Source organism: Halomonas nitroreducens (assembly GCF_003966155.1).
GTDB classification, from domain to species: domain Bacteria; phylum Pseudomonadota; class Gammaproteobacteria; order Pseudomonadales; family Halomonadaceae; genus Halomonas; species Halomonas nitroreducens.
Genome location: NZ_RXNS01000011.1, coordinates 36705 through 56172 on the forward strand (window position 1 = coordinate 36705; position 19468 = coordinate 56172).

Here is a 19468-nt window from a genome sequence, read left to right on the forward strand (position 1 = left end):
TCGATCCGGCAAGGTTAAGGTTGCTGGGGTATAGCCAAGCGGTAAGGCAGCGGTTTTTGGTATCGCCATGCGCAGGTTCGAATCCTGCTACCCCAGCCATTTCCACCCCGGAACGGCACCGATCCGAATCCTGAAGACCCAACACTGCAAAGGTGGCTGCGCGTGTCAAAATTGATGGTTTTCGCCGGGAACGCCAATCCCGAACTCGCCCAGAAAGTGGCCGAGAGCCTGGACAACCGGTTGGGCAACGCCACGGTCGGCCAGTTCAGTGACGGCGAAGTCGCGGTCGAGATCAACGAGAACGTGCGCGGCAAGGATGTGTTCATCCTGCAACCCACCTGTGCACCGACCAACGACAACCTGATGGAAATGATCCTGATGGTGGATGCCCTGCGCCGGGCCTCCGCCAGCCGGGTCACCGCCGTGGTGCCCTACTTCGGCTACGCCCGTCAGGACCGTCGCGTCCGCTCTGCCCGGGTGCCGATCTCCGCCAAGATCGTCGCCGACATGATGGTCAAGGCCGGCGTCGACCGGGTGATGACCATGGATCTGCACGCCGACCAGATCCAGGGCTTCTTCGACGTGCCGGTGGACAACGTCTACGGCTCGCCGATCCTGCTCGACGACATCGAGCGCCAGAACTACGACGACCTGGTCGTGGTCTCGCCGGACGTCGGTGGCGTGGTGCGCGCCCGCGCCATCGCCAAGCAGCTCAACGCCGACCTGGCGATCATCGACAAGCGCCGCCCCCAGGCCAACCAGGCGCAGGTGATGCACATCATCGGCGAGATCCAGGACCGCACCTGCGTGGTGGTGGACGACATGATCGACACCGCCGGCACCCTGTGCAAGGCCGGCGAAGCGCTCAAGGAGCATGGTGCCCGCCGCGTGGTGGCCTATGCCACCCACCCGATCCTGTCCGGCCCCGCCGTGGACAACATCACCGGTTCGGTGCTCGACGAAGTGGTCGTCACCGACACCATTCCGCTGTCCGAGACCGCCCGTCGCAGCGGACGTATCCGTCAGCTCAGCGTGGCCGGCCTGATCGCCGAGGCGATCCGGCGGGTCAGCAACGAGGAATCCGTCAGCGCCATGTTCCACTGAGGCCAACTCAGCGGGACGTGGCGCCGGAACGTGCCCTTCGGGGCGTCCGGAAGCGTCGTGGTCTGGTCGCGGACCCCGGCGTCTTCCTTACTTCAAGCAAGAGGCAATACCATGTCCGATTTCAAACTCAACGCCAGCGTTCGCAACGACCTGGGGAAAGGTGCGAGCCGCCGCCTGCGTCGTGCGAACGAGCAAGTGCCGGCCATCATCTATGGTGGTGAGCAGGCACCCCAGCCCATCGCCGTCGACAAGACCAGCTTCTACAAGGCGATCGAGGACGAGGCCTTCTTCTCGTCCGTGATCAACCTGACCGTGGACGGCAAGGCCCAGCAGGTGGTGGTGCGTGACCTTCAGCGTCACCCCTACAAGCCGCTGGTGTCCCACGCCGACTTCATGCGCGTCGATGCCACCCACGAGCTGACCCTGAACGTGCCGCTGCACGTGATCGGCGAGGATGCCAGCAAGGCCATCAAGGACCAGGACGGCGAGCTGCACGTCCTGACCTCCGAGGTCGAGATCAGCTGCCTGCCGAAGGACCTGCCGGAGTACCTGGAAATCGACATCAGCAACGTCGAGCTGGGCACCACCCTGCACCTGTCCGACCTCACGGTGCCGGCCGGCGTGACCCTGGTCGCGCTGACCCACGGCGAGGACCACGACAACGCCATCGTGAGCGTCACCAAGGCCAAGGTCCGCGCCGAGGCTGAGGAAGAAGGCGAAGAGGCCGCCGGCGAGGAAGCCAAGGGCGAAGAGCCCAAGGGCGAGGAAGCCAAGGGCGAAGGCGAAGGCGAAGGCGACACCGAGTAATCGGCCGTTACCGGCGGGCATGCCGATCCCTCGGCATGCCCGTCCCGTCTTCACGGATCAAGCGCCTCGGCGCTTGATTTTTTTTGCCATCACGCCGCACGCGAGGACACCGGCATGAGCCAGTTGAAAGCGATCATCGGCCTGGGCAATCCCGGCGCAGAGTACGACGCCACCCGTCACAACGCCGGCGCCTGGCTGCTCCACGCCCTGGCCCGGGACGCCGGCGACGAGTTGCGCCCGGAAAAGAAGTTCCTGGGGCGCTATACACGCGTCCGCGTCGCCGGCCAGGACCTCCACCTGCTCGAGCCAACCACCTTCATGAACCGCAGCGGCGGCGCCGTGGCCGCGCTGATGCAGTTCTTCAAGCTCGCCCCCGACGAGCTGCTGGTGGCCCACGACGAGCTGGACATGCCGCCGGGCACGGCCCGCTACAAGCAGGGCGGTGGGCACGGGGGCCACAACGGCCTGCGCGACATCGTCCGCGCGCTGGGCAACGACAAGTCCTTTCACCGCCTGCGCATCGGCATCGGCCACCCGGGCGACGCCCGCCAGGTGACCAACTATGTGCTGGGCCGCCCGGGCAAGGCCGAACGCGCCGCCATCGACGCCGCCATCGACGAGTGCCTGGCCACCCTGCCCCAGGCCGTCGCCGGCGACTGGCCGCGCGCCATGCAGCGGCTGCACAGCTTCAAGGGGTAAGAGGGAAGAGCGCGGCTACGCCGCTTGAAGGGGGAAGAAGAAAGAACGGCGCTGCGTGCCTGGAGGAAACACCCATGCCTGGAAGAGGCCGGCCAGCAGTCTCTTCTCTCTTCCTTCTTACCTCTTCTAGCTCGCCCTGATGGCATCTCTTAGAATGGCGAACGGATCTGCCCTCGCCTTCTGGCACACCAATTTCAGGTACATCTTATGGGTTTCAACTGCGGTATCGTCGGCCTGCCCAACGTCGGCAAGTCCACCCTCTTCAATGCCCTGACCAAGTCGGGCATCGACGCCGAGAACTTCCCCTTCTGCACCATCGAGCCCAATGTCGGCATCGTGCCGATGCCGGACCCGCGCCTCGACCGGCTGGCCCAGATCGTCAAGCCACAGAAGGTGCTGCCCACTACCATGGAGTTCGTCGACATCGCCGGCCTGGTGGCCGGGGCCTCCAAGGGCGAGGGACTCGGCAATCAGTTCCTGGCCAATATCCGCGAGACCCAGGCCATCGCCCATGTGGTGCGCTGCTTCGATAACGACAACGTCATCCACGTGGCCAACGAGATCGATCCGCGCGCCGATATCGAGACCATCAACCTGGAGCTGGCACTGGCCGACCTCGACACCGTCGATCGCGCCATCCAGCGCCTGACCCGGGTGGTCAAGGGTGGCGACAAGGAGGCCATCGCCACCAAGGCGATTCTCGACCGCATCCAGCCCCACCTGGCCGAAGGCCAGCCGTTGAGAAGCTTCGGTCTCGACGACGACGAGAAGCGCCAGCTCAAGAGCTTCGGCTTCTTGACCCTCAAGCCGACCATGTACATCGCCAACGTCAACGAGGACGGCTTCGAGAACAACCCCTACCTCGAGGTGGTCAAGGAGATCGCCGCCGCCGAGGAGGCCGTGGTGGTGCCGGTGTGCAACCAGATCGAGGCCGAGATCGCCGAGCTCGACGACGAGGAGCGCGCGATGTTCCTCGACGAGATGGGCATGGAGGAGCCGGGACTGGACCGGGTGATTCGCGCGGGCTACGCCCTGCTCGGCCTGCAGACCTACTTCACCGCCGGGGTGAAGGAGGTCCGCGCCTGGACCGTTCGGGTCGGCGCTACCGCGCCGGAGGCGGCCGGGGTGATCCACACCGACTTCCAGAAGGGCTTCATCCGCGCGGAGGTCGTGGCCTATGACGACTTCGTGGCGCTGGGCGGCGAGCAGGGCGCCAAGGATGCCGGCAAGTGGCGCCTGGAAGGCAAGGACTACATCGTCCAGGATGGCGACGTCATCCACTTCCGCTTCAATGTCTAGGGACGCGATGCTTGACGCAACGGGGCGACCCAGGTAGTATTCGCCCCCGTTGACGGCTACGTAGCTCAGCTGGTTAGAGCACATCACTCATAATGATGGGGTCCCCTGTTCGAATCAGGGCGTAGCCACCAGATACCGAAAAGCCCGCCTGGTTCGCCAGGCGGGCTTTTTTGGCCTGGTTTGGGTTTGGCTTGGTCTGAGGGTCGAGGGTCGAGGGTCGAGGGTCGAGGGTCGAGGGTCGAGGCAGCCTGATGGCTCACACCTCGCCCCCCGCCCCTCGTTTCTCGCACCTGGCCTCAGGGCAGCTCGGTGCGGTCGAAGAAGGCGGTGAGCACCCGGGTCAGGTGTGCCACGTCCTGGCTCCCCGCCGTCTCGCGGATCGAGTGCATGGCCCACTGGGGCACCCCCACGTCGAGGGTCGGTACGCCGAGTTCGGTGGCGGTGATCGGCCCGATGGTGCTGCCGCAGCCCATGTCGGCTCGGGTGACGAAGGTCTGCACCGGCACCTCGGCCTCGCGACACAGCTCCCGGAACAGCGCCGCGGTGGCACTATTGGTGGCGTAGCGCTGGCTGGCGTTGACCTTGATCACCGGCCCGGCGTTGAGCGCCGGGCCGTGGGCCGCATCGTGCCGGTCCCGGAAGTTGGGGTGCAGGGCATGGGCGTTGTCGCAGGAGATCATCCTGGAGGCCTGGATCAGGCGGACCAGCCCCTCTTCGTCGCCCTCCCCCAGCTGGGCATTCACCCGCCGCAGCACATCCCCCAGGAAGGGCCCCTGGGCGCCGCAGGCGCTGGCGCTGCCGACCTCCTCGTGATCGTTGGCCACCAGCAGCGCGCCTTGCGTCCCATCACTCTCCAGGAGGGCCTCGAGGCCGATAAAGCAGGACAGCAGGTTGTCGAGCCGGGCACTGGCGATCAGTTCGCCCTCCACGCCCAGCCGCGCGGGCGGCTGCATGTCGTGGAGCGCCAGCTCGAAGTCGAGCACCTCGAGCCCCTCGATGCCGTGCTCCTCGGCCAGCCAGTCGTGCAGCAGCCGCTCGAAGTCGGCGTGCCCGCCACCCTGCAGCAGCACGGGCGGCATCTCGGTCTGGGCGTTCATGGCACGGCCGTTGTTGGCCTCGCGGTCGAGGTGGATCGCCAGGCTGGGGATGATCGCCACCGGTCGGTCGACGGTCAGCCGCAGGCCCGCCAGCCGACCATCCGGGTAGCGCACCTGGACCCGGCCGGCGAGCCCCAGGTCACGGTCGAACCAGGGTGCCAGCAGCGCCCCGCCATAGACCTCGACGCCGAGTTGCAGCCAGCCGGCGGCGGTCTGGGCGGCATTGGGCTTGAGCCGCAGGCCGGGGCTGTCGGTGTGGGCGCCGATCATGCGCAGAGCCGTCAGCGGCGAGGCGGGCAGCTGCAGGGCGATGATCGAGGAGTCGTTGCGGGTCACATAGACCCTGTCGCCCGGCATGAGGCGCCAGGCGTCGGTCTCCTCGAGGCGTCGATAGCCGGCCTGCTCGAGACGCTCGGCCATGTTGGCCGTGGCGTGCCAGGGGGTGGGAGAGCGGCGCAGGAAGTCGAGCAGCCGCTCGAGACGGGCATCCTGGGGCATGGGGTTCCTCTGTATCGCGGGACGTTCAGGGGTCTTGGGATGTGGACCGAGCTGCTACAATGGCCGCTCGGTCCATGCAACTCGCGAGCCGAATCGCAGTCTGGACTGATAGAGTGTACATGAATCCGGGAGTGCTTCATCGATGAGCCTGTTTGTCACCCTGGGGCGCGCGGCGGCCCTGGCCCTGCTGCTGGTCGCCGGTCCCGCCCTGGCGGAGCTCGTCCCCAGCGACGCCCAACGCCAGGCGGCCGTGGAAGTGGCCGAATCCCTTCGCTATGGCCACTATGCGGACGTCAATCTGGACGACGAGTGGTCGCGGCGGGCCTTCGACCGCTACCTGGACATCCTCGACGGCCAGCGCGCCTACCTGCTGCGCCGCGATGTCGATGCCTTCGACGACCTGGCCACCACCCTGGACGACGCCGTCCTGGACGGCGACCTGTCGCGGCCCTTCGCCCTGTACCGCCGTTATCACGAGCGTGCCGAGGCCCGCCTGACCTGGCTGCTGGCGCGCCTCGACGAGGGCCTCGACTTCGACTTCGACGGCGACCAGCGCATGGTCCTGGACCGCGAAGACACGCCCTGGCCCGGCAGCGAGGCGGCCCTCGACGAGCTGTGGACCAAGCGCCTCCAGAACGCCGCCCTGACCCTGTCGATCAGCGACCAGTCGCCCGAGCAGGTAGAGGACACCCTGCGCCAGCGTTACGAGGGCCAGCTGACCCGCCTGCGCCAGACCAACGACGAGGACGTCTTCGGGCTCTTCATGGCCGCGATCACCGGCAGCATCGACCCCCACAGCGAGTATCTGTCGCCGCGCCAGAGCGAATCCTTCGACATCCAGATGCGCCTGTCCCTGGAAGGTATCGGCGCCCTGCTCCAGGCCGACGGCGAGTACGTCAAGGTGGCCAGCCTGGTGCCCGGCGGCCCGGCCGAGCGCGCCGGGGTGCTCAAGCCCGCCGACCGCATCGTCGGCGTCGGCCAGGAGGATGAGGAAATCGTCAACGTGGTCGGCATGCGCCTGGACGACGTGGTGGACATGATCCGCGGCCCCAAGGGCTCGGTGGTGCGACTCGACGTGGTCCCCGCCCAGGCCGTGGACATGACCCGCTCCAAGGTGGTCGAGATCACCCGGGACACCGTCAACCTCGAGGATCAGGCCGCCCGGGGCGAGGTCATCGAGATCGAGCGCGACGGCGAACTACACCGGCTGGGCATGATCGAGGTGCCGACCTTCTACGTCGACTTCGATGCCTGGCAGGCCGGCGAGGAGGACTACCGCAGCACTACCCGGGACGTGGCCAAGGAGATCAAACGCCTCAAGGCCGAGGGCGTCGAGGGCATCGTGCTCGACCTTCGCGACAATGGCGGCGGCGCCCTGCAGGAGGCCAACTCGCTGATTGGCCTGTTCATCGACCGCGGCCCCACCGTCCAGGTGCGCGACGCCCGGGGGCGCATCAGCCTGTATGGCGACACCGACAGCGGCACCCTCTATGACGGCCCCCTGGTGGTGCTGGTCAACCGGCTCTCGGCCTCGGCCTCGGAGATCTTCGCTGGCGCCGTCCAGGACTATGGGCGCGGCCTGGTGGTGGGCAGCGACACCTTTGGCAAGGGCACGGTGCAGACCCTCAACGAGCTGAGCCACGGCCAGATCAAGCTGACCCGCGCCAAGTTCTACCGCATCTCCGGCGAGAGCACCCAACACCGGGGCGTGACCCCGGACATCCGCTTCCCGAGCCTGATCGACCCCGAACTCATCGGCGAGAGCAGCCTCGACAACGCCCTGGCCTGGGATACCGTGCGCCAGGTCCAGTACCGCCAGTACGGCGAGCCGCAGCACTATCTCGAGACCCTGCGCGACCGCCACCGTGTACGCGCCGACGACCACCCCAACTTCCACTACCTGGAACGCCAGGCCAAGCTGGCCGAACGCCTGCGCGAACAGCACACCAGCGTCAGCCTCAACCGCGAGCAGCGCCGGCTGGAAGTGGAGGCCCAGGAGGCCGAGCAGCTGGCGCTGGAGAACCAGCGCCGCGAGGCGCTGGGCCTGGAGCCCCTCGAGGAGTGGATCGACGCCCGCGACACGCCCCAGGGCCAGGTCGATGGCGACCCCGGCAGCGAGACCGGCGCCCCGGCCGAGGCCGATACCGAAGTGGAGCCGATCGATCGCGCCCAGGTGGTGGAGGCCGCCGAGATCCTGCTGGACTTCGCCCGCCTCGACAGCGGCCTGCGCCTGGCCGAGTATGACTGACGCCCCTCCCCCTTCGACCGACGCGGGCCTCGCGCCCGGCGTCCTGCCTTCGGGGCCTAGAAGGTGGCGAGCAATTCCCCCAACCGCACCATGGCCCGCTCGCTACGCGCCGTCCAGGGATGGCCGTAGCTCAGCCGAGCGCAGTGCCGATACCCCTGGGTGGCCGAGAAGATCGGCCCCGGCGCCAGGCTGATGCCCTCGGCCAGGGCCAGGCGCAGCAGCTGTAGCGAGTCGACACGCTCGGGGAACTCGAACCACAGGAAATAGCCGCCCTCGGGCCGGGTGACCCGGCTACCCGCCGGGAAGTGGCGATCCGCCGCGGCCAGCATGGCCTGCTGCTGGCTCTCCAGCGCATGGCGCAATCGCCGCAGGTGGCGGTCGTAGCCGCCATGCTGCAGGTAGTCGGCGATGGCCGCCTGGGCGGGCACCGAGGGCGAGATGGTGGTCATCAGCTGCGATCGGGCCACGGCCCGCGCCTGGCGGCCGGCCGCCACCCAGCCCACCCGATACCCCGGCGCCAGACACTTGGAGAAGGAGCCGCAATGCATGACCAGTCCGGCCTCGTCCAGGGCCTTGACCGGCCAGGGCGGTTGCGGCCCGAAGTGGAGCTCCGCATAGGCGTCGTCCTCCAGCAGGGGCACCTCGTGCTCTACCAGCAGGTCGTACAGCGCCCGCTTGCGCGACTCGTCGAGGCTCGCGCCCAGCGGGTTCTGCAGGTGGGACATGAACCAGCAGGCCTTGATCGGCCATCGCCCCAGGCGATCGGCCAGCACGTCCAGGTCGACGCCATGGCGGGGATCCACCGGGATCTCCACGGCCCGCAGCTGCAGCCGCTCCAGCACCTGCAGGCTGGCGTAGAAGGCCGGTGACTCGATGGCCACCAGGTCGCCGGGACGGGTGACGGCCTGGAGACAGAGGTTCAGGGCCTCCATGGCGCCATTGGTGATGACCAGTTCATCGACCGGCAGCCGCACGCCGCCGAGCACATAGCGCCGGGCGATCTGGTGCCGGAGCGCAGGATCGCCGCCGGTCATGCCGGCGACCACCGCCTCGCTGCCCATCTCGCGCAGCCCCTTGGCCATGCTGCGGGCGAGCCGCGGCAGCGGGAAGAGGCCGGGACAGGGGAAAGCCGAACCGAAGGGCACGGTATCGGCGTCCTGCAGGGAATCGAGGACCGAGAACACTAGCTCGCTGACCGCCACCTCGGCCGCCTCGGCGCCGCGCACCGGGGATATTCCCGGCGTTTCCAGGAGGCGGCGGGCCTGATCGCGCACGAAATAGCCGGAGCGGGGCCGCGCCAGGATCAGGCCGCGCGCCTCGAGCCGATAATAGGCCTGGAAGACCGTGGAGGGGCTCACCCCCCGGGAGCGACTGACCTGACGCACGGAGGGCAGCCGCTCCCCCGGGGCCAGCACCCCGCGACGGATCAGGGTGGCGACGTCCTCGGCAAGGCGTTCGTAACGCTTCATGATCACGGGCTCATGGAGAGGAGGCGCCGGCACTATACCCCCTTGGCGGTTGCCTGACGAGCCGCACGGCCTTCGGCCCGGGGCATCTGATACGCTGTTTTTCTGCCCAGCTGATGCTGTGATGGCGACCTTCGGGGCGGCATAGTCGAGCCTGCCGCCGGGGCCCGCCGCGCCCCTCGCCCCACGGGTCCCCGGCCCCTCCATCCGCCGTCGGGAAGCCGCATGACCCAGAGAATCCCCCTTCACGACCAGACGCCCGCCTCCGCGGTCGACCACTATACGCCCGCCGAGACCCGGCAGGACGCCTACGCGCCGCGCCGGCACCTGTACGTCCGCGAGATCCAGGGACGCTTCCAGCGCCTGAGGCGTCATGCCAACTGGGGCCTCATGGCCCTGTACTTCGGCCTGCCCTGGCTGATCCTGGGGGACCGTCCGGCCGTGTGGTTCGACCTGCCATCCCGGGAATTCCATGTCCTCGGGACGACCTTCTATCCCCAGGAATTCATCCTGCTCGCCTGGATCCTGAGCATCTGTGCCTTCGGGCTCTTCCTGATCACCGTCTTTGCCGGCCGGGTCTGGTGCGGGTACACCTGCCCCCAGAGCGTCTGGACCTTCCTGTTCCTGTGGTTCGAGCATCGCCTGGAAGGCCCCCGACATCGCCGCATCCGGCGCGACGGCCGCCCAGCGGACCTCGACACCTTGTGGCGCAAGACGGCCAAGCACGCGGCCTGGCTGATCATCGCTGCCGCCACCGGCGTGACCTTCGTCGGCTACTTCACTCCGATCCGCGATCTGGTCGCCGCACTACCGCTCCTCGAGGCCCACGGCTGGGCCTATTTCTGGATCGGCTTCTTCACTCTGTTCACCTACCTCAACGCCGGCTGGCTGCGCGAGCAGGTATGCCTGCACATGTGCCCCTATGCCCGCTTCCAGGGCGTGATGTTCGACTCCGACACCCTGGTCGTCTCCTACGACGCCGCCCGGGGGGAGCCGCGCGGCAAGTCCCGTGGCAAGGACGCGGCGAGCGGCGATTGCGTGGACTGCGACCTCTGCGTCCAGGTCTGCCCCACCGGCATCGATATCCGCGATGGCCTGCAGTACGAGTGCATCGGCTGTGCTGCCTGCATCGACGCCTGCGACGGCGTCATGGCGCGCCTGAAGCGCCCGAAGGGACTGATCCGCTACACCACGGAGCATGCCCTGGCAGGACGGGCTTCCCGGCTCTGGCGCCCCCGGCTGCTGGGCTATCTCGCCGTCCTGGTCGTCATGGTCGGCATGCTGGTTGTCAGCCTGCAGGGACGCACGCCGCTGGACCTGGACATCGAGCGCGACCGCGACCGCCTCTACGGGCAAGCGACGAGCGGCGAGATCACTAATCGCTATCAGCTGACCATCCGCAACCTCGACGACAAGCCCCACCGCTATCGCCTCGCCGTCTCGGGTCTCCCGGGGCTGCGTGTGGAGGCCCCCAGAGTCATCCGGGTGGCGGCCCGGGACAGCCGGCGACTGCCGATTACCCTGCGCGTCGCGGACACGTCGCTCACCCAGCCGAGCCAGCCGGTGCGCGTGCGGGTCGAGGCCCTGGGCGCGCCGGCGCTCCAACGGGACGGCGAGACCCGCTTCCTGGGCCCCGTGCCCCGCTAATGCCGCAGCTGACAGCGGGCACCAGGCACCCATGCGAGCACGAGCCAGTTCCCGGTAGAACGGGGATGGCCGAGCCGGGATCGAGGGGCGAACGAGACGCTTCGCCCCGGCGCCGGGCGCCATGATCGGCTCCGGCGTCATCGACGCCAGGCGCTCTCCCCGTGCTTGGCCATCACGATGCCGGTGTCACTGGCAGGAAAGCTGCGGACACGCGAAGACACCGCGCCGATGGCGAGGGGAACGAAGACGAAACGGGAATGGCACACTGGCTCCCCGAGCAGGACTCGAACCTGCGACCCAGTGATTAACAGTCACTTGCTCTACCAACTGAGCTATCGGGGAATGGCATGCTGGCCCGGAGCGGGCAAGGTACGTCTGGCAGGAAAGGTGGCTCCCCGAGCAGGACTCGAACCTGCGACCCAATGATTAACAGTCATTTGCTCTACCAACTGAGCTATCGGGGAATGACCTGATTACCTCTGTGCTCGACGCTCTGGGGCGAAGCTGGCTCCCCGAGCAGGACTCGAACCTGCGACCCAATGATTAACAGTCATTTGCTCTACCAACTGAGCTATCGGGGAATGGCCTCGAGCACGGGGCGTAGTATACGGATCGGCTTGTAAACGTCAAGTGTCTCTCCGCCTCCCGCCCTGGCCTGCCCCGCAACGCAAGACGCCCGCTCGACCTGAGGCCAAGCGGGCGTCCTGTGCTGTCCTGGTGGCTACGCCCTGATTCGAACAGGGGACCCCATCATTATGAGTGATGTGCTCTAACCAGCTGAGCTACGTAGCCATTTTCGCTTCACGGGGCATGGCCCAAGCGACGGGTGGGGATTATGCATGGCGGCCCGCCCCTTGGCAAGCCCGACATGGCCCCCACCCAAGACGCTACGGCATGTCGCGAGCGTCCCTCATTCCTCGATGGACAGCGCCTCCTTCACTGCCGGCAGGCCCGGCTCGCCGTCCCGGGTAGTGACACCCTCGAGCCAGCCCTCGAGCACCTGCGGATGGGCCTGGAGATAGTCACGGGCGGCATCGCGAGGATCGGCGCCCTCGTCCATGATCTCGCCCATCAGCTGGTTCTCCATTTCCAGGGTGAAGGAGAGGTTGCCCAGCAGCTCACCGACGTTACTGCACTCCTCGGCGAAGCCGGCGCGGGTATTGGTGTAGACGGTGGCCCCGCCGAGGTTGGGACCGAAGTAGTCATCGGCGCCCTCGAGGTAGGCGATGTCGAAGTTGGTGTTCATGGGATGCGGCTCCCAGCCGAGGAACACCATCCACTTCTCGTCCGGCGTGCGGGCGCGCAGCTCGGCGAGCATGCCCGCCTCGCTGGAATCGACCAGCTGCCAGTCGCCAAGGCCGAAGGCGTCGTCGTCGATCATGTCCTGAATCAGCTGATTGCCGTCGTTGCCGGCCTCGATGCCGTGCAGCTTGCCATCGAAGTTGTCGGCATGCTCGTCCAGGTCGGCCACCGAGGTCACCCCGGCGTCATAGACGTACTGCGGCACCGCCAGGGTGTACTTGGCCCCCTCCAGGTTGGCGCCCAGCCGATCCACCTGGCCCCGCTCCACATAGGGATCGCTGATCGAGGCCATGGACGGCATCCAGTTGCCGAGGAAGACATCGAAGTCGCCGTTCTTCATGCCCGAGTAGGCGATCGGCACCGAGACGGTGTCGATACGGGTCTCGTAGCCCAGCGCCTCGAGCACCTCGGTGGTCAGGGCGGTGGTCGCGGTGATGTCCGTCCAGCCGACCTCGGCGAAGTGCACGCTCTGGCAGCTCTGGTCCTCGGCGGCCATCAGCAGCGGCGAAGCGGTCAGCGAAAGCGCGGCGGTTGCCAGGCCCACGGTCATCTTGTTCATTGACATGTCTCCCTTGGGTTGGACGTTGAGTATAGGCAGGATCGAGGTCCTACCGGTTGCCGATCACTTTTATTGATTGAACGTTCAATAAAAAAATGGCAAGCTGTGGCTATGTTAACCATGCTTCCGGGCATGGAAGCAAGACGCACGCCGAGAGAGGAGTCAGCAAGGTGCCCAAGGTCGGAATGGAACCCATCCGTCGCCAGCAGCTGATCAAGGCTACCATGGCGGCCATCGACGAGGTCGGCCTGGCCGATGCTACCGTGATGCGCATCGCCCGCCATGCCGGCGTCTCCGCCGGCATCATCAGCCATTACTTCGGCGGCAAGGATGGCCTGCTGGAGGCCACCATGCGCCAGATCCTCAGCGATCTGGGCGAGGCCGTCACCGCACGCCGCCGGGCCCTGGCGACGAAGGCCCCCGAGGCACACCTGGCAGCGATCATCGATGGCAACTTCGACCGCAGCCAGGTCACCGGCCCGGTGGCCAAGACCTGGCTGGCCTTCTGGGCCAGCAGCATGCACCAGCCGCAGCTGCAGCGCCTGCAGCAGGTCAACGATCGCCGCCTCTACGCCAACCTCTGCCACCAGCTGCGTCGCCTGCTGCCCCGCGAGGAGGCCCGCGATGCGGCCCGGGCGCTGGCCGCGATGATCGACGGCCTGTGGCTGCGCGGCGCCCTCACCCCCGATGGACTGGACACCGATTATGCCCGGCGCCAGGCCCGGGAATACCTCGACCAGCTGCTCCGCGCCCACGGCGTCGCCACGACACCGACGACTCCCAGCCCCGTTTCCACCGAGTCCTGACTGGAGGTCCCATGACCCACCACGCTACCGAAACCCTCTACATCAACGGCCGCCGAGTGGATGCCACTTCCGGCAAGAGCTTCCCGGTCGTCAATCCCTATGACGGCAGCACCCTGGCCGACGTGCAGCAGGCCAGCGAGGCGGACGTGGACGCCGCCGTCGCCGCGGCGCGCCGTGGCCAGCAGGCCTGGGCGGCCATGACCGGCATGGAGCGCGGGCGCATCCTGCAGCGCGCCGTGGCGCTGCTCCGCGAGCGCAACGATGCCATCGCCGAGCTCGAGAGCCGCAACACCGGCAAGCCGATCAGCGAGACCGCCGCGGTGGACATCGTCACCGGTGCCGACGTGCTCGAGTACTACGCCGGCCTGGCTCCGGCGATCGAGGGTAGCCAGATCCCGCTGCGGGAATCCTCCTTCGTCTATACCCGTCGCGAGCCGCTGGGCGTGATCGGCGCCATCGGCGCCTGGAACTACCCGATCCAGATCGCCTGCTGGAAGTCGGCCCCGGCGCTGGCCGCCGGCAACGCCGTGGTCTTCAAGCCCAGCGAGGTCACGCCGCTGACCGTGATGGCGCTGGCCGAGATCTTCACCGAGGCCGGCCTGCCCGATGGCGTCTTCAACGTGGTGCACGGCGACGGCCGCGTCGGCCAGCTGCTCACCGGCCATGCCGGCATCGACAAGGTGTCCTTCACCGGCGAGGTGGGCACCGGCAAGCAGGTGATGTCCGCCTCCGCGGCGTCCAGCCTCAAGGACGTGACCATGGAGCTGGGTGGCAAGTCGCCGCTGATCGTCTTCGACGATGCCGACCTGGACCGTGCCGCGGACGCCGCCATGATGGCCAACTTCTACTCCAGCGGGCAGATCTGCACCAACGGCACCCGGGTCTTCGTGGCGCGCGGCGTCAAGGAGGCCTTCGAGGGCAAGATCGCCGAGCGCGTGGCGCGCATCAAGGCCGGTGACCCGCTGGACCCGGCGGTCAACTTCGGCCCCCTGGTCAGCTTCGAGCACCAGGAGAAGGTGCTGTCCTACATCGCCGTCGGCAAGCAGGAAGGCGCCCGGGTACTGGCCGGCGGCGAGGCCTGGGATCAGGGCGACTACGCCGACGGGGCCTGGGCCGCGCCCACGGTGTTCACCGACTGCAGCGACGAGATGCGCATCGTGCGCGAGGAGATCTTCGGTCCGGTGATGTCGATCCTCGCCTTCGACGACGAGGAGGAGGTGATCCGCCGCGCCAATGACACTTCCTACGGCCTGGCCGCCGGCGTCTTCACCGAGGGCCTGAACCGCGCCCACCGGGTCATCCAGCGCCTGGAGGCCGGGATCTGCTGGATCAACACCTGGGGCGAGTCCCCCGCCGAGATGCCGGTGGGCGGCTACAAGCAGTCCGGCGTGGGCCGCGAGAACGGCGTCGAGACCCTGGCCCACTACACCCAGACCAAGTCGGTGCAAGTCGAGATGGGGCCCTTCGAGTCCGTGTTCTAGTCCGACGCCCCGCCCACGGTCACGGGGGAGCCCCCGTGACCGGCCGTTTCCGTCCCCGTTCCATCTTGCTGCTTGAGGAGGGCTTGTCGATGTCACAGGCTCGCGAGTTCGATTACGTCATCATCGGCGCCGGTTCCGCCGGCAACGTCCTGGCCACCCGCCTCACCGAGGATCCCGACGTCAGCGTGCTGCTGCTCGAGGCCGGCGGTCCGGACCATCGCTTCGACTTCCGCACCCAGATGCCGGCGGCCCTGGCCTACCCGTTGCAGGGCAAGCGCTACAACTGGGCCTTCGAGACCGACCCGGAGCCGCACATGGACGGCCGGCGCATGGAGTGTGGCCGTGGCAAGGGGCTGGGCGGCTCCTCGCTGATCAACGGCATGTGCTACATCCGCGGCAACGCCCTGGACTACGACGGCTGGGCCAAGCGTGCCGGCCTCGAGGACTGGACCTACGCCGACTGCCTGCCCTACTTCAAGAAGGCCGAGACCCGCGACATCGGCCCCAACGCCTATCACGGCGGTGACGGCCCGGTCAGCGTGACGACGCCGAAGGAGGGCAACAATCCCCTCTACCATGCCTTCATCGAGGCGGGACAGCAGGCCGGCTACCCGGCCACCGAGGACGTCAACGGCTACCAGCAGGAAGGCTTCGGCCCCATGGACCGCTTCGTCACCCCCAACGGGCGCCGCGCCTCCACGGCCCGCGGCTACCTGGACCAGGCCAAGGGGCGGCCGAACCTGACCATCGAGACCCGGGCGACCACCGATGTCATCACCTTCGAGGGCAAGCGGGCCACCGGCGTGCGCTACGAGCGTCGCGGCCAGACCCGGCAGGTCCATGCCCGCCGCGAGGTGCTGTTGTGCGCCGGCGCCATCGCCTCGCCGCAGATCCTGCAGCGCTCCGGGGTCGGCCCCCGCGACGTGCTCGAGGAACTCGGCATCCCCCCGGTGCAGATCAACGACAACGTCGGCGCGCACCTCCAGGATCACCTCGAGATGTATATCCAGTACGAGTGCAAGCAGCCGATCTCGCTGTACCCGGCGCTGAAGTGGTACAACCAGCCGAAGATCGGTGCCGAGTGGATGTTCCTGGGCACCGGCGTGGGTGCCAGCAACCAGTTCGAGGCGGCGGGCTTCATCCGCTCGAGTGACGAGGAGGCATGGCCCAACCTGCAGTACCACTTCCTGCCCATCGCCATCAGCTACAACGGCAAGAGTGCGGTGCAGGCCCACGGCTTCCAGGCCCATGTCGGCTCCATGCGCTCCGAGAGCGAGGGGCGCGTGCGCCTGACTTCCCGGGACCCCAAGGCCGCGCCCTCGATCCTGTTCAACTACATGTCCACCGAGAAGGACTGGCAGGAGTTCCGCGACGCCATCCGCCTGACCCGGGAGATCATCGCCCAGCCGGCCTTCGACGCTTACCGCGGCCGGGAGATCTCGCCGGGGCCGGACGTGCAGACCGACGCCGAGCTGGACGCCTTCGTCCGCGAGCACGCCGAGACCGCCTATCACCCCTGCGGCAGCTGCCGCATGGGCGAGGGGGATGACGCCGTGGTCGACGGCACCGGCCGGGTACATGGCCTGGAGGGCCTGAGGGTGGTCGATGCCTCGCTGTTCCCGGTGATCCCCACCGGCAACCTCAACGCGCCGACGATCATGCTGGCGGAGAAGATGGCCGACAAGATCCGCGGCCGCGAGCCGCTGCCAAGCAGCGACGCCCCCTACTACGTGGCGGGCGACGCCCCCGCCCAGCGCGAGCCGATGCGCCGCCTGGGCTGACCCGCTCGGTCTTCCTCCCTACGCCCCGCCTCGCGCGGGGCGTTTTCGTTGGTGGTCGCGCAGGATTCGGTGGTGGTCAGGCGGCGTTTCTTGCGCTAGGCTGAAGGAATTCAAACAAGTGTTCGAATTCGACGGAGCCCTCCATGCTGACCCTGATCCTGCTCGTGCTGGCCGTCACCGGCCTGCTCATCGTGATGCGCCGGGAGGCGGGCCCCCTGCCCGCGCTGGCCGTGACCGCGGGGCTCGGCCTCGTCGGCCTGGTCGCCGGCGCGGCGATCCTCGGCGCGCTGCTGCTGATCGCCGCCGCGGCCATCGCCGCCTGCGGCCTGCCCGCCCTGCGCCGGCGCTGGCTGAGCCCCCGCCTGTTCGCGCTGTTCAAGCGTGTCGCCCCGAAGGTCTCGGATACCGAACGCACCGCGCTGGAAGCCGGCAGCGTGGCCTGGGACCGCGAACTGTTCTCCGGCCGGCCCGACTGGGATCGCCTGCTGGCGTTCGGCGACAACGGCCTCACCAACGAGGAGCGCGCCTTCGTCGACCACCAGTGCGGTGTGGCCGCCGGCATGTGCAACGCCTGGGACATCGCCCGGGAGCGCGCCGACCTGCCCCAGGAGCTGTGGGACTACCTCAAGCGGGAGCGCTTCTTCGGCATGATCATCCCCCGGGAATACGGCGGCCTGGGCTTCTCGGCCAAGGCCCAGTCCACGGTGCTGCAGAAGCTGTCGATCAGCGAGACGCTGATGGTCACCGTGGGCGTGCCCAACTCGCTGGGGCCGGGGGAGCTGCTGCTCAAGTACGGCACCCAGGCGCAGAAGGACCACTACCTGCCGCGCCTGGCCGACGGCCGCGAGATCCCCTGCTTCGGCCTGACCGGCCCCCGGGCGGGGTCCGATGCCACCGCCCTGCCGGACACCGGCGTGGTGTGCAAGCAGGTCATCGACGGCGAGGAGGTCCTCGGGCTCAGGCTGAACTTCGAGAAGCGCTGGATCACCCTGGCGCCCATCGCCACCGTGGTGGGCCTGGCCTTCCGGCTGTTCGACCCGGACCACCTGCTCGGCGACGAGGCCGACCGTGGCATCACCCTGGCGCTGATTCCCCGGGACACCACGGGCATGGAGATCGGCCGCCGCCACCATCCCATCGGCAGCCCCTTCCTCAACGGCCCGATCAAGGGCCGGGACGTCTTCGTGCCGCTATCCACCATCATCGGCGGCCAGGAAATGATCGGCCAGGGCTGGCGGATGCTGGTGGAATGCCTGTCCATCGGCCGCTGCATCACCCTGCCCTCCGGGGCCACCGGCACCGCCCGCTACGCCTTGGGCTGGACCGGCGGCTTCGCCCGGATCCGCCGCCAGTTCAACGTACCGGTGGCCGAGATGGAGGGCGTCCAGGAGCCGCTGGCCCGGATGAGCGCGCTGTCCTATATCGCCCAGGCCGCCGTCTACCAGACCGCCAACACCATCGACCAGGGCGAGAAGCCGGCGGTGCCCTCGGCGATCCTCAAGAGCCAGCTCACCGAGTTCCAGCGGGTGATCCTGGCCGACGCCATGGACATCCACGGCGGCAAGGCGGTCACCCTGGGGCCGCGCAACTACCTCGGCATCGGCTACAGCGCCAACCCGGTGGCCATCACCGTCGAGGGCGCCAACATCATGACCCGCAACCTGATGATCTTCGGCCAGGGCGCCATCCGCTGCCATCCCTATGTGCTCGAGGAACTGGCCGCCAAGGACGCCGATGACCTGGCGGCCTTCGACCGGGCCTTCTTCGGCCATGCCGGGCTGATCTTCGGCAATGCCGCCCGCGCCCTGACCCGGGGCCTGGGGATCGGCCAGGCCGCGGTGCCCTTCGATCCAGTCGCCGCCCCCTATGCCCGCGAGATTGCCCGACTCTCCGCCGGCTTCGGTCTCGCCGCCGACGCCGCCATGGCGAGCCTGGGCTCGCAGCTCAAGCAGCGCGAGATGCTCTCGGCCCGCCTCGGCGATGTGCTATCCAACCTGTACCTGGCCAGCATGCTGCTCAAGCAGTGGCAGGAAGGCGACCAGGTGGAGGGCGAGGCCGCCGTGCTGGACTATGCCGCCCGCTTCCTGCTCCAGCGCACCGAGCAGGCCTTCGACGAACTCTTCGACAACCTGCCGAACCGCGCCCTGGGCCGGATGCTGCGCCTGCTGGTGATGCCGCGGGGCCGCCGCTGGTCGCGCCCCCACGATGACCTGACCCGCCGCATTGCCCAGGCCGTATCCCGGGACACCGCCCTGCGCCACAAGCTGCTGGCCAACACCTGGGACGTCGACGACGGGCCGCAGGACAACCCCCTGGCCCGCTACAACGCCCTGCTGGCCACCCAGGACCGCGCCGAGGCGCTCTACCGCACGGTCAACAAGGCCTATGCCAGGGGCGAGCTGCCGCCGGAAGCCCTGCACCCCGAGCAGCGCGTGGAGGCGGCCCTGGAGGCGGGCGTGATCGACGAGGACGACGCCACCTTCATGCGCCAGCGGGAGGCCGAGGTGCTGGACCTGCTGACCGTGGACGACTTCGAGTACGACGCCTTCGTCACCGACAAGTCCAAGGTGCTGCGCCACCACCCGGCGTAGGGAGTAAGGGGTGAGACGTTATGGGTGAGGAGGGAAGGCCGGCTGGAATCACGCCGGACGCCTCGCCCCTCACTCCTTGCACC

The 19468-nt window shown here is 68.1% G+C and carries 13 protein-coding genes and 6 tRNA genes; 12 read left to right on the forward strand and 7 right to left on the reverse strand.

What is annotated here, in order from left to right:
• Window positions 1-24 precede the first annotated feature (24 nt).
• The 6 genes from EKG36_RS12135 to EKG36_RS12160 all read left to right on the forward strand — a co-directional run bounded on the left by EKG36_RS12135 (window position 25) and on the right by EKG36_RS12160 (window position 4040).
• Window positions 25-99, forward strand: a tRNA-Gln gene (locus EKG36_RS12135).
• 63 nt (window positions 100-162) lie between these two features.
• A complete protein-coding gene (locus tag EKG36_RS12140; protein ID WP_183383978.1) occupies window positions 163-1104 on the forward strand; it encodes a ribose-phosphate pyrophosphokinase in 942 nt (313 codons plus the stop codon).
• A 111-nt stretch (window positions 1105-1215) separates the two neighbouring features.
• Window positions 1216-1911 (forward strand): 50S ribosomal protein L25/general stress protein Ctc, encoded by a 696-nt coding sequence (locus tag EKG36_RS12145; RefSeq protein WP_126484435.1) that lies wholly within the window; start codon window positions 1216-1218, stop codon window positions 1909-1911.
• Window positions 1912-2025: 114 nt separating this feature from the next.
• The gene (pth, locus tag EKG36_RS12150) at window positions 2026-2610 is read left to right on the forward strand and encodes an aminoacyl-tRNA hydrolase (protein WP_126484437.1); all 585 of its coding nucleotides are present in this window, start codon (window positions 2026-2028) and stop codon (window positions 2608-2610) included.
• 207 nt (window positions 2611-2817) lie between these two features.
• Window positions 2818-3909: a redox-regulated ATPase YchF gene (gene ychF / locus EKG36_RS12155; protein ID WP_126484439.1), complete on the forward strand. Its 1092-nt coding sequence runs from the start codon at window positions 2818-2820 to the stop codon at window positions 3907-3909.
• Between the two features lie 54 nt (window positions 3910-3963).
• A tRNA-Met gene (locus EKG36_RS12160) sits at window positions 3964-4040 on the forward strand.
• Between the two features lie 165 nt (window positions 4041-4205).
• On the opposite strand, the gene EKG36_RS12165 is transcribed toward EKG36_RS12160, so the two are convergent.
• Complete coding sequence (locus tag EKG36_RS12165; protein ID WP_126484441.1) at window positions 4206-5504, reverse strand: M18 family aminopeptidase; 1299 nt, start codon at window positions 5502-5504, stop codon at window positions 4206-4208.
• Window positions 5505-5646: 142 nt separating this feature from the next.
• On the opposite strand from EKG36_RS12165, the gene EKG36_RS12170 reads away from it, so the two are divergent.
• Window positions 5647-7752: a carboxy terminal-processing peptidase gene (locus EKG36_RS12170; protein ID WP_126484443.1), complete on the forward strand. Its 2106-nt coding sequence runs from the start codon at window positions 5647-5649 to the stop codon at window positions 7750-7752.
• Window positions 7753-7808: 56 nt separating this feature from the next.
• Here EKG36_RS12170 and EKG36_RS12175 read toward each other — a convergent pair whose 3' ends face one another.
• The gene (locus EKG36_RS12175) at window positions 7809-9221 is read right to left on the reverse strand and encodes an aminotransferase-like domain-containing protein (protein WP_126484445.1); all 1413 of its coding nucleotides are present in this window, start codon (window positions 9219-9221) and stop codon (window positions 7809-7811) included.
• Window positions 9222-9443: 222 nt separating this feature from the next.
• On the opposite strand from EKG36_RS12175, the gene ccoG reads away from it, so the two are divergent.
• Complete coding sequence (gene ccoG / locus EKG36_RS12180) at window positions 9444-10865, forward strand: cytochrome c oxidase accessory protein CcoG (RefSeq protein WP_126484447.1); 1422 nt, start codon at window positions 9444-9446, stop codon at window positions 10863-10865.
• A gap of 266 nt (window positions 10866-11131) precedes the next feature.
• Here ccoG and EKG36_RS12185 read toward each other — a convergent pair.
• From EKG36_RS12185 to EKG36_RS12205, 5 genes are all read right to left on the reverse strand, one after another.
• Window positions 11132-11207, reverse strand: a tRNA-Asn gene (locus EKG36_RS12185).
• Between the two features lie 46 nt (window positions 11208-11253).
• Window positions 11254-11329, reverse strand: a tRNA-Asn gene (locus EKG36_RS12190).
• A 41-nt stretch (window positions 11330-11370) separates the two neighbouring features.
• Window positions 11371-11446 (reverse strand) — tRNA-Asn (locus tag EKG36_RS12195).
• A gap of 134 nt (window positions 11447-11580) precedes the next feature.
• Window positions 11581-11657 (reverse strand) — tRNA-Met (locus EKG36_RS12200).
• A 118-nt stretch (window positions 11658-11775) separates the two neighbouring features.
• Entirely contained in the window at window positions 11776-12726 is a 951-nt protein-coding gene (locus EKG36_RS12205; RefSeq protein WP_126484449.1) for a choline ABC transporter substrate-binding protein, read from the reverse strand.
• A 170-nt stretch (window positions 12727-12896) separates the two neighbouring features.
• Between EKG36_RS12205 and betI the strand changes: the two genes are divergently transcribed.
• The 4 genes from betI to EKG36_RS12225 all read left to right on the forward strand — a co-directional run bounded on the left by betI (window position 12897) and on the right by EKG36_RS12225 (window position 19385).
• Window positions 12897-13532 carry a transcriptional regulator BetI gene (betI, locus tag EKG36_RS12210; RefSeq protein ID WP_185827548.1) on the forward strand — a complete coding sequence of 212 codons (636 nt, stop codon included), beginning with the start codon at window positions 12897-12899 and terminating at the stop codon, window positions 13530-13532.
• An 11-nt stretch (window positions 13533-13543) separates the two neighbouring features.
• Window positions 13544-15013, forward strand: a complete 1470-nt coding sequence (gene betB, locus EKG36_RS12215) for a betaine-aldehyde dehydrogenase (RefSeq protein ID WP_126484451.1) — start codon at window positions 13544-13546, stop codon at window positions 15011-15013.
• Window positions 15014-15102: 89 nt separating this feature from the next.
• Window positions 15103-16794: a choline dehydrogenase gene (betA, locus tag EKG36_RS12220; protein ID WP_126484453.1), complete on the forward strand. Its 1692-nt coding sequence runs from the start codon at window positions 15103-15105 to the stop codon at window positions 16792-16794.
• A 143-nt stretch (window positions 16795-16937) separates the two neighbouring features.
• On the forward strand, window positions 16938-19385 hold the full coding sequence (locus EKG36_RS12225) for an acyl-CoA dehydrogenase (RefSeq protein WP_126484455.1): 2448 nt from the start codon (window positions 16938-16940) through the stop codon (window positions 19383-19385).
• Window positions 19386-19468: the final 83 nt, after the last annotated feature.

Coding starts and splice junctions, on each gene's coding strand:
- ychF (WP_126484439.1), top strand. CDS start 2,818: ATGGGTTTCAACTGCGGTATCGTCGGCCTGCCCAACGTCGGCAAGTCC.
- EKG36_RS12205 (WP_126484449.1), bottom strand. CDS start 12,726: ATGAACAAGATGACCGTGGGCCTGGCAACCGCCGCGCTTTCGCTGACC.
- EKG36_RS12170 (WP_126484443.1), top strand. CDS start 5,647: ATGAGCCTGTTTGTCACCCTGGGGCGCGCGGCGGCCCTGGCCCTGCTG.
- pth (WP_126484437.1), top strand. CDS start 2,026: ATGAGCCAGTTGAAAGCGATCATCGGCCTGGGCAATCCCGGCGCAGAG.
- EKG36_RS12225 (WP_126484455.1), top strand. CDS start 16,938: ATGCTGACCCTGATCCTGCTCGTGCTGGCCGTCACCGGCCTGCTCATC.
- EKG36_RS12165 (WP_126484441.1), bottom strand. CDS start 5,504: ATGCCCCAGGATGCCCGTCTCGAGCGGCTGCTCGACTTCCTGCGCCGC.
- EKG36_RS12145 (WP_126484435.1), top strand. CDS start 1,216: ATGTCCGATTTCAAACTCAACGCCAGCGTTCGCAACGACCTGGGGAAA.
- betB (WP_126484451.1), top strand. CDS start 13,544: ATGACCCACCACGCTACCGAAACCCTCTACATCAACGGCCGCCGAGTG.
- ccoG (WP_126484447.1), top strand. CDS start 9,444: ATGACCCAGAGAATCCCCCTTCACGACCAGACGCCCGCCTCCGCGGTC.
- betA (WP_126484453.1), top strand. CDS start 15,103: ATGTCACAGGCTCGCGAGTTCGATTACGTCATCATCGGCGCCGGTTCC.
- EKG36_RS12175 (WP_126484445.1), bottom strand. CDS start 9,221: ATGAAGCGTTACGAACGCCTTGCCGAGGACGTCGCCACCCTGATCCGT.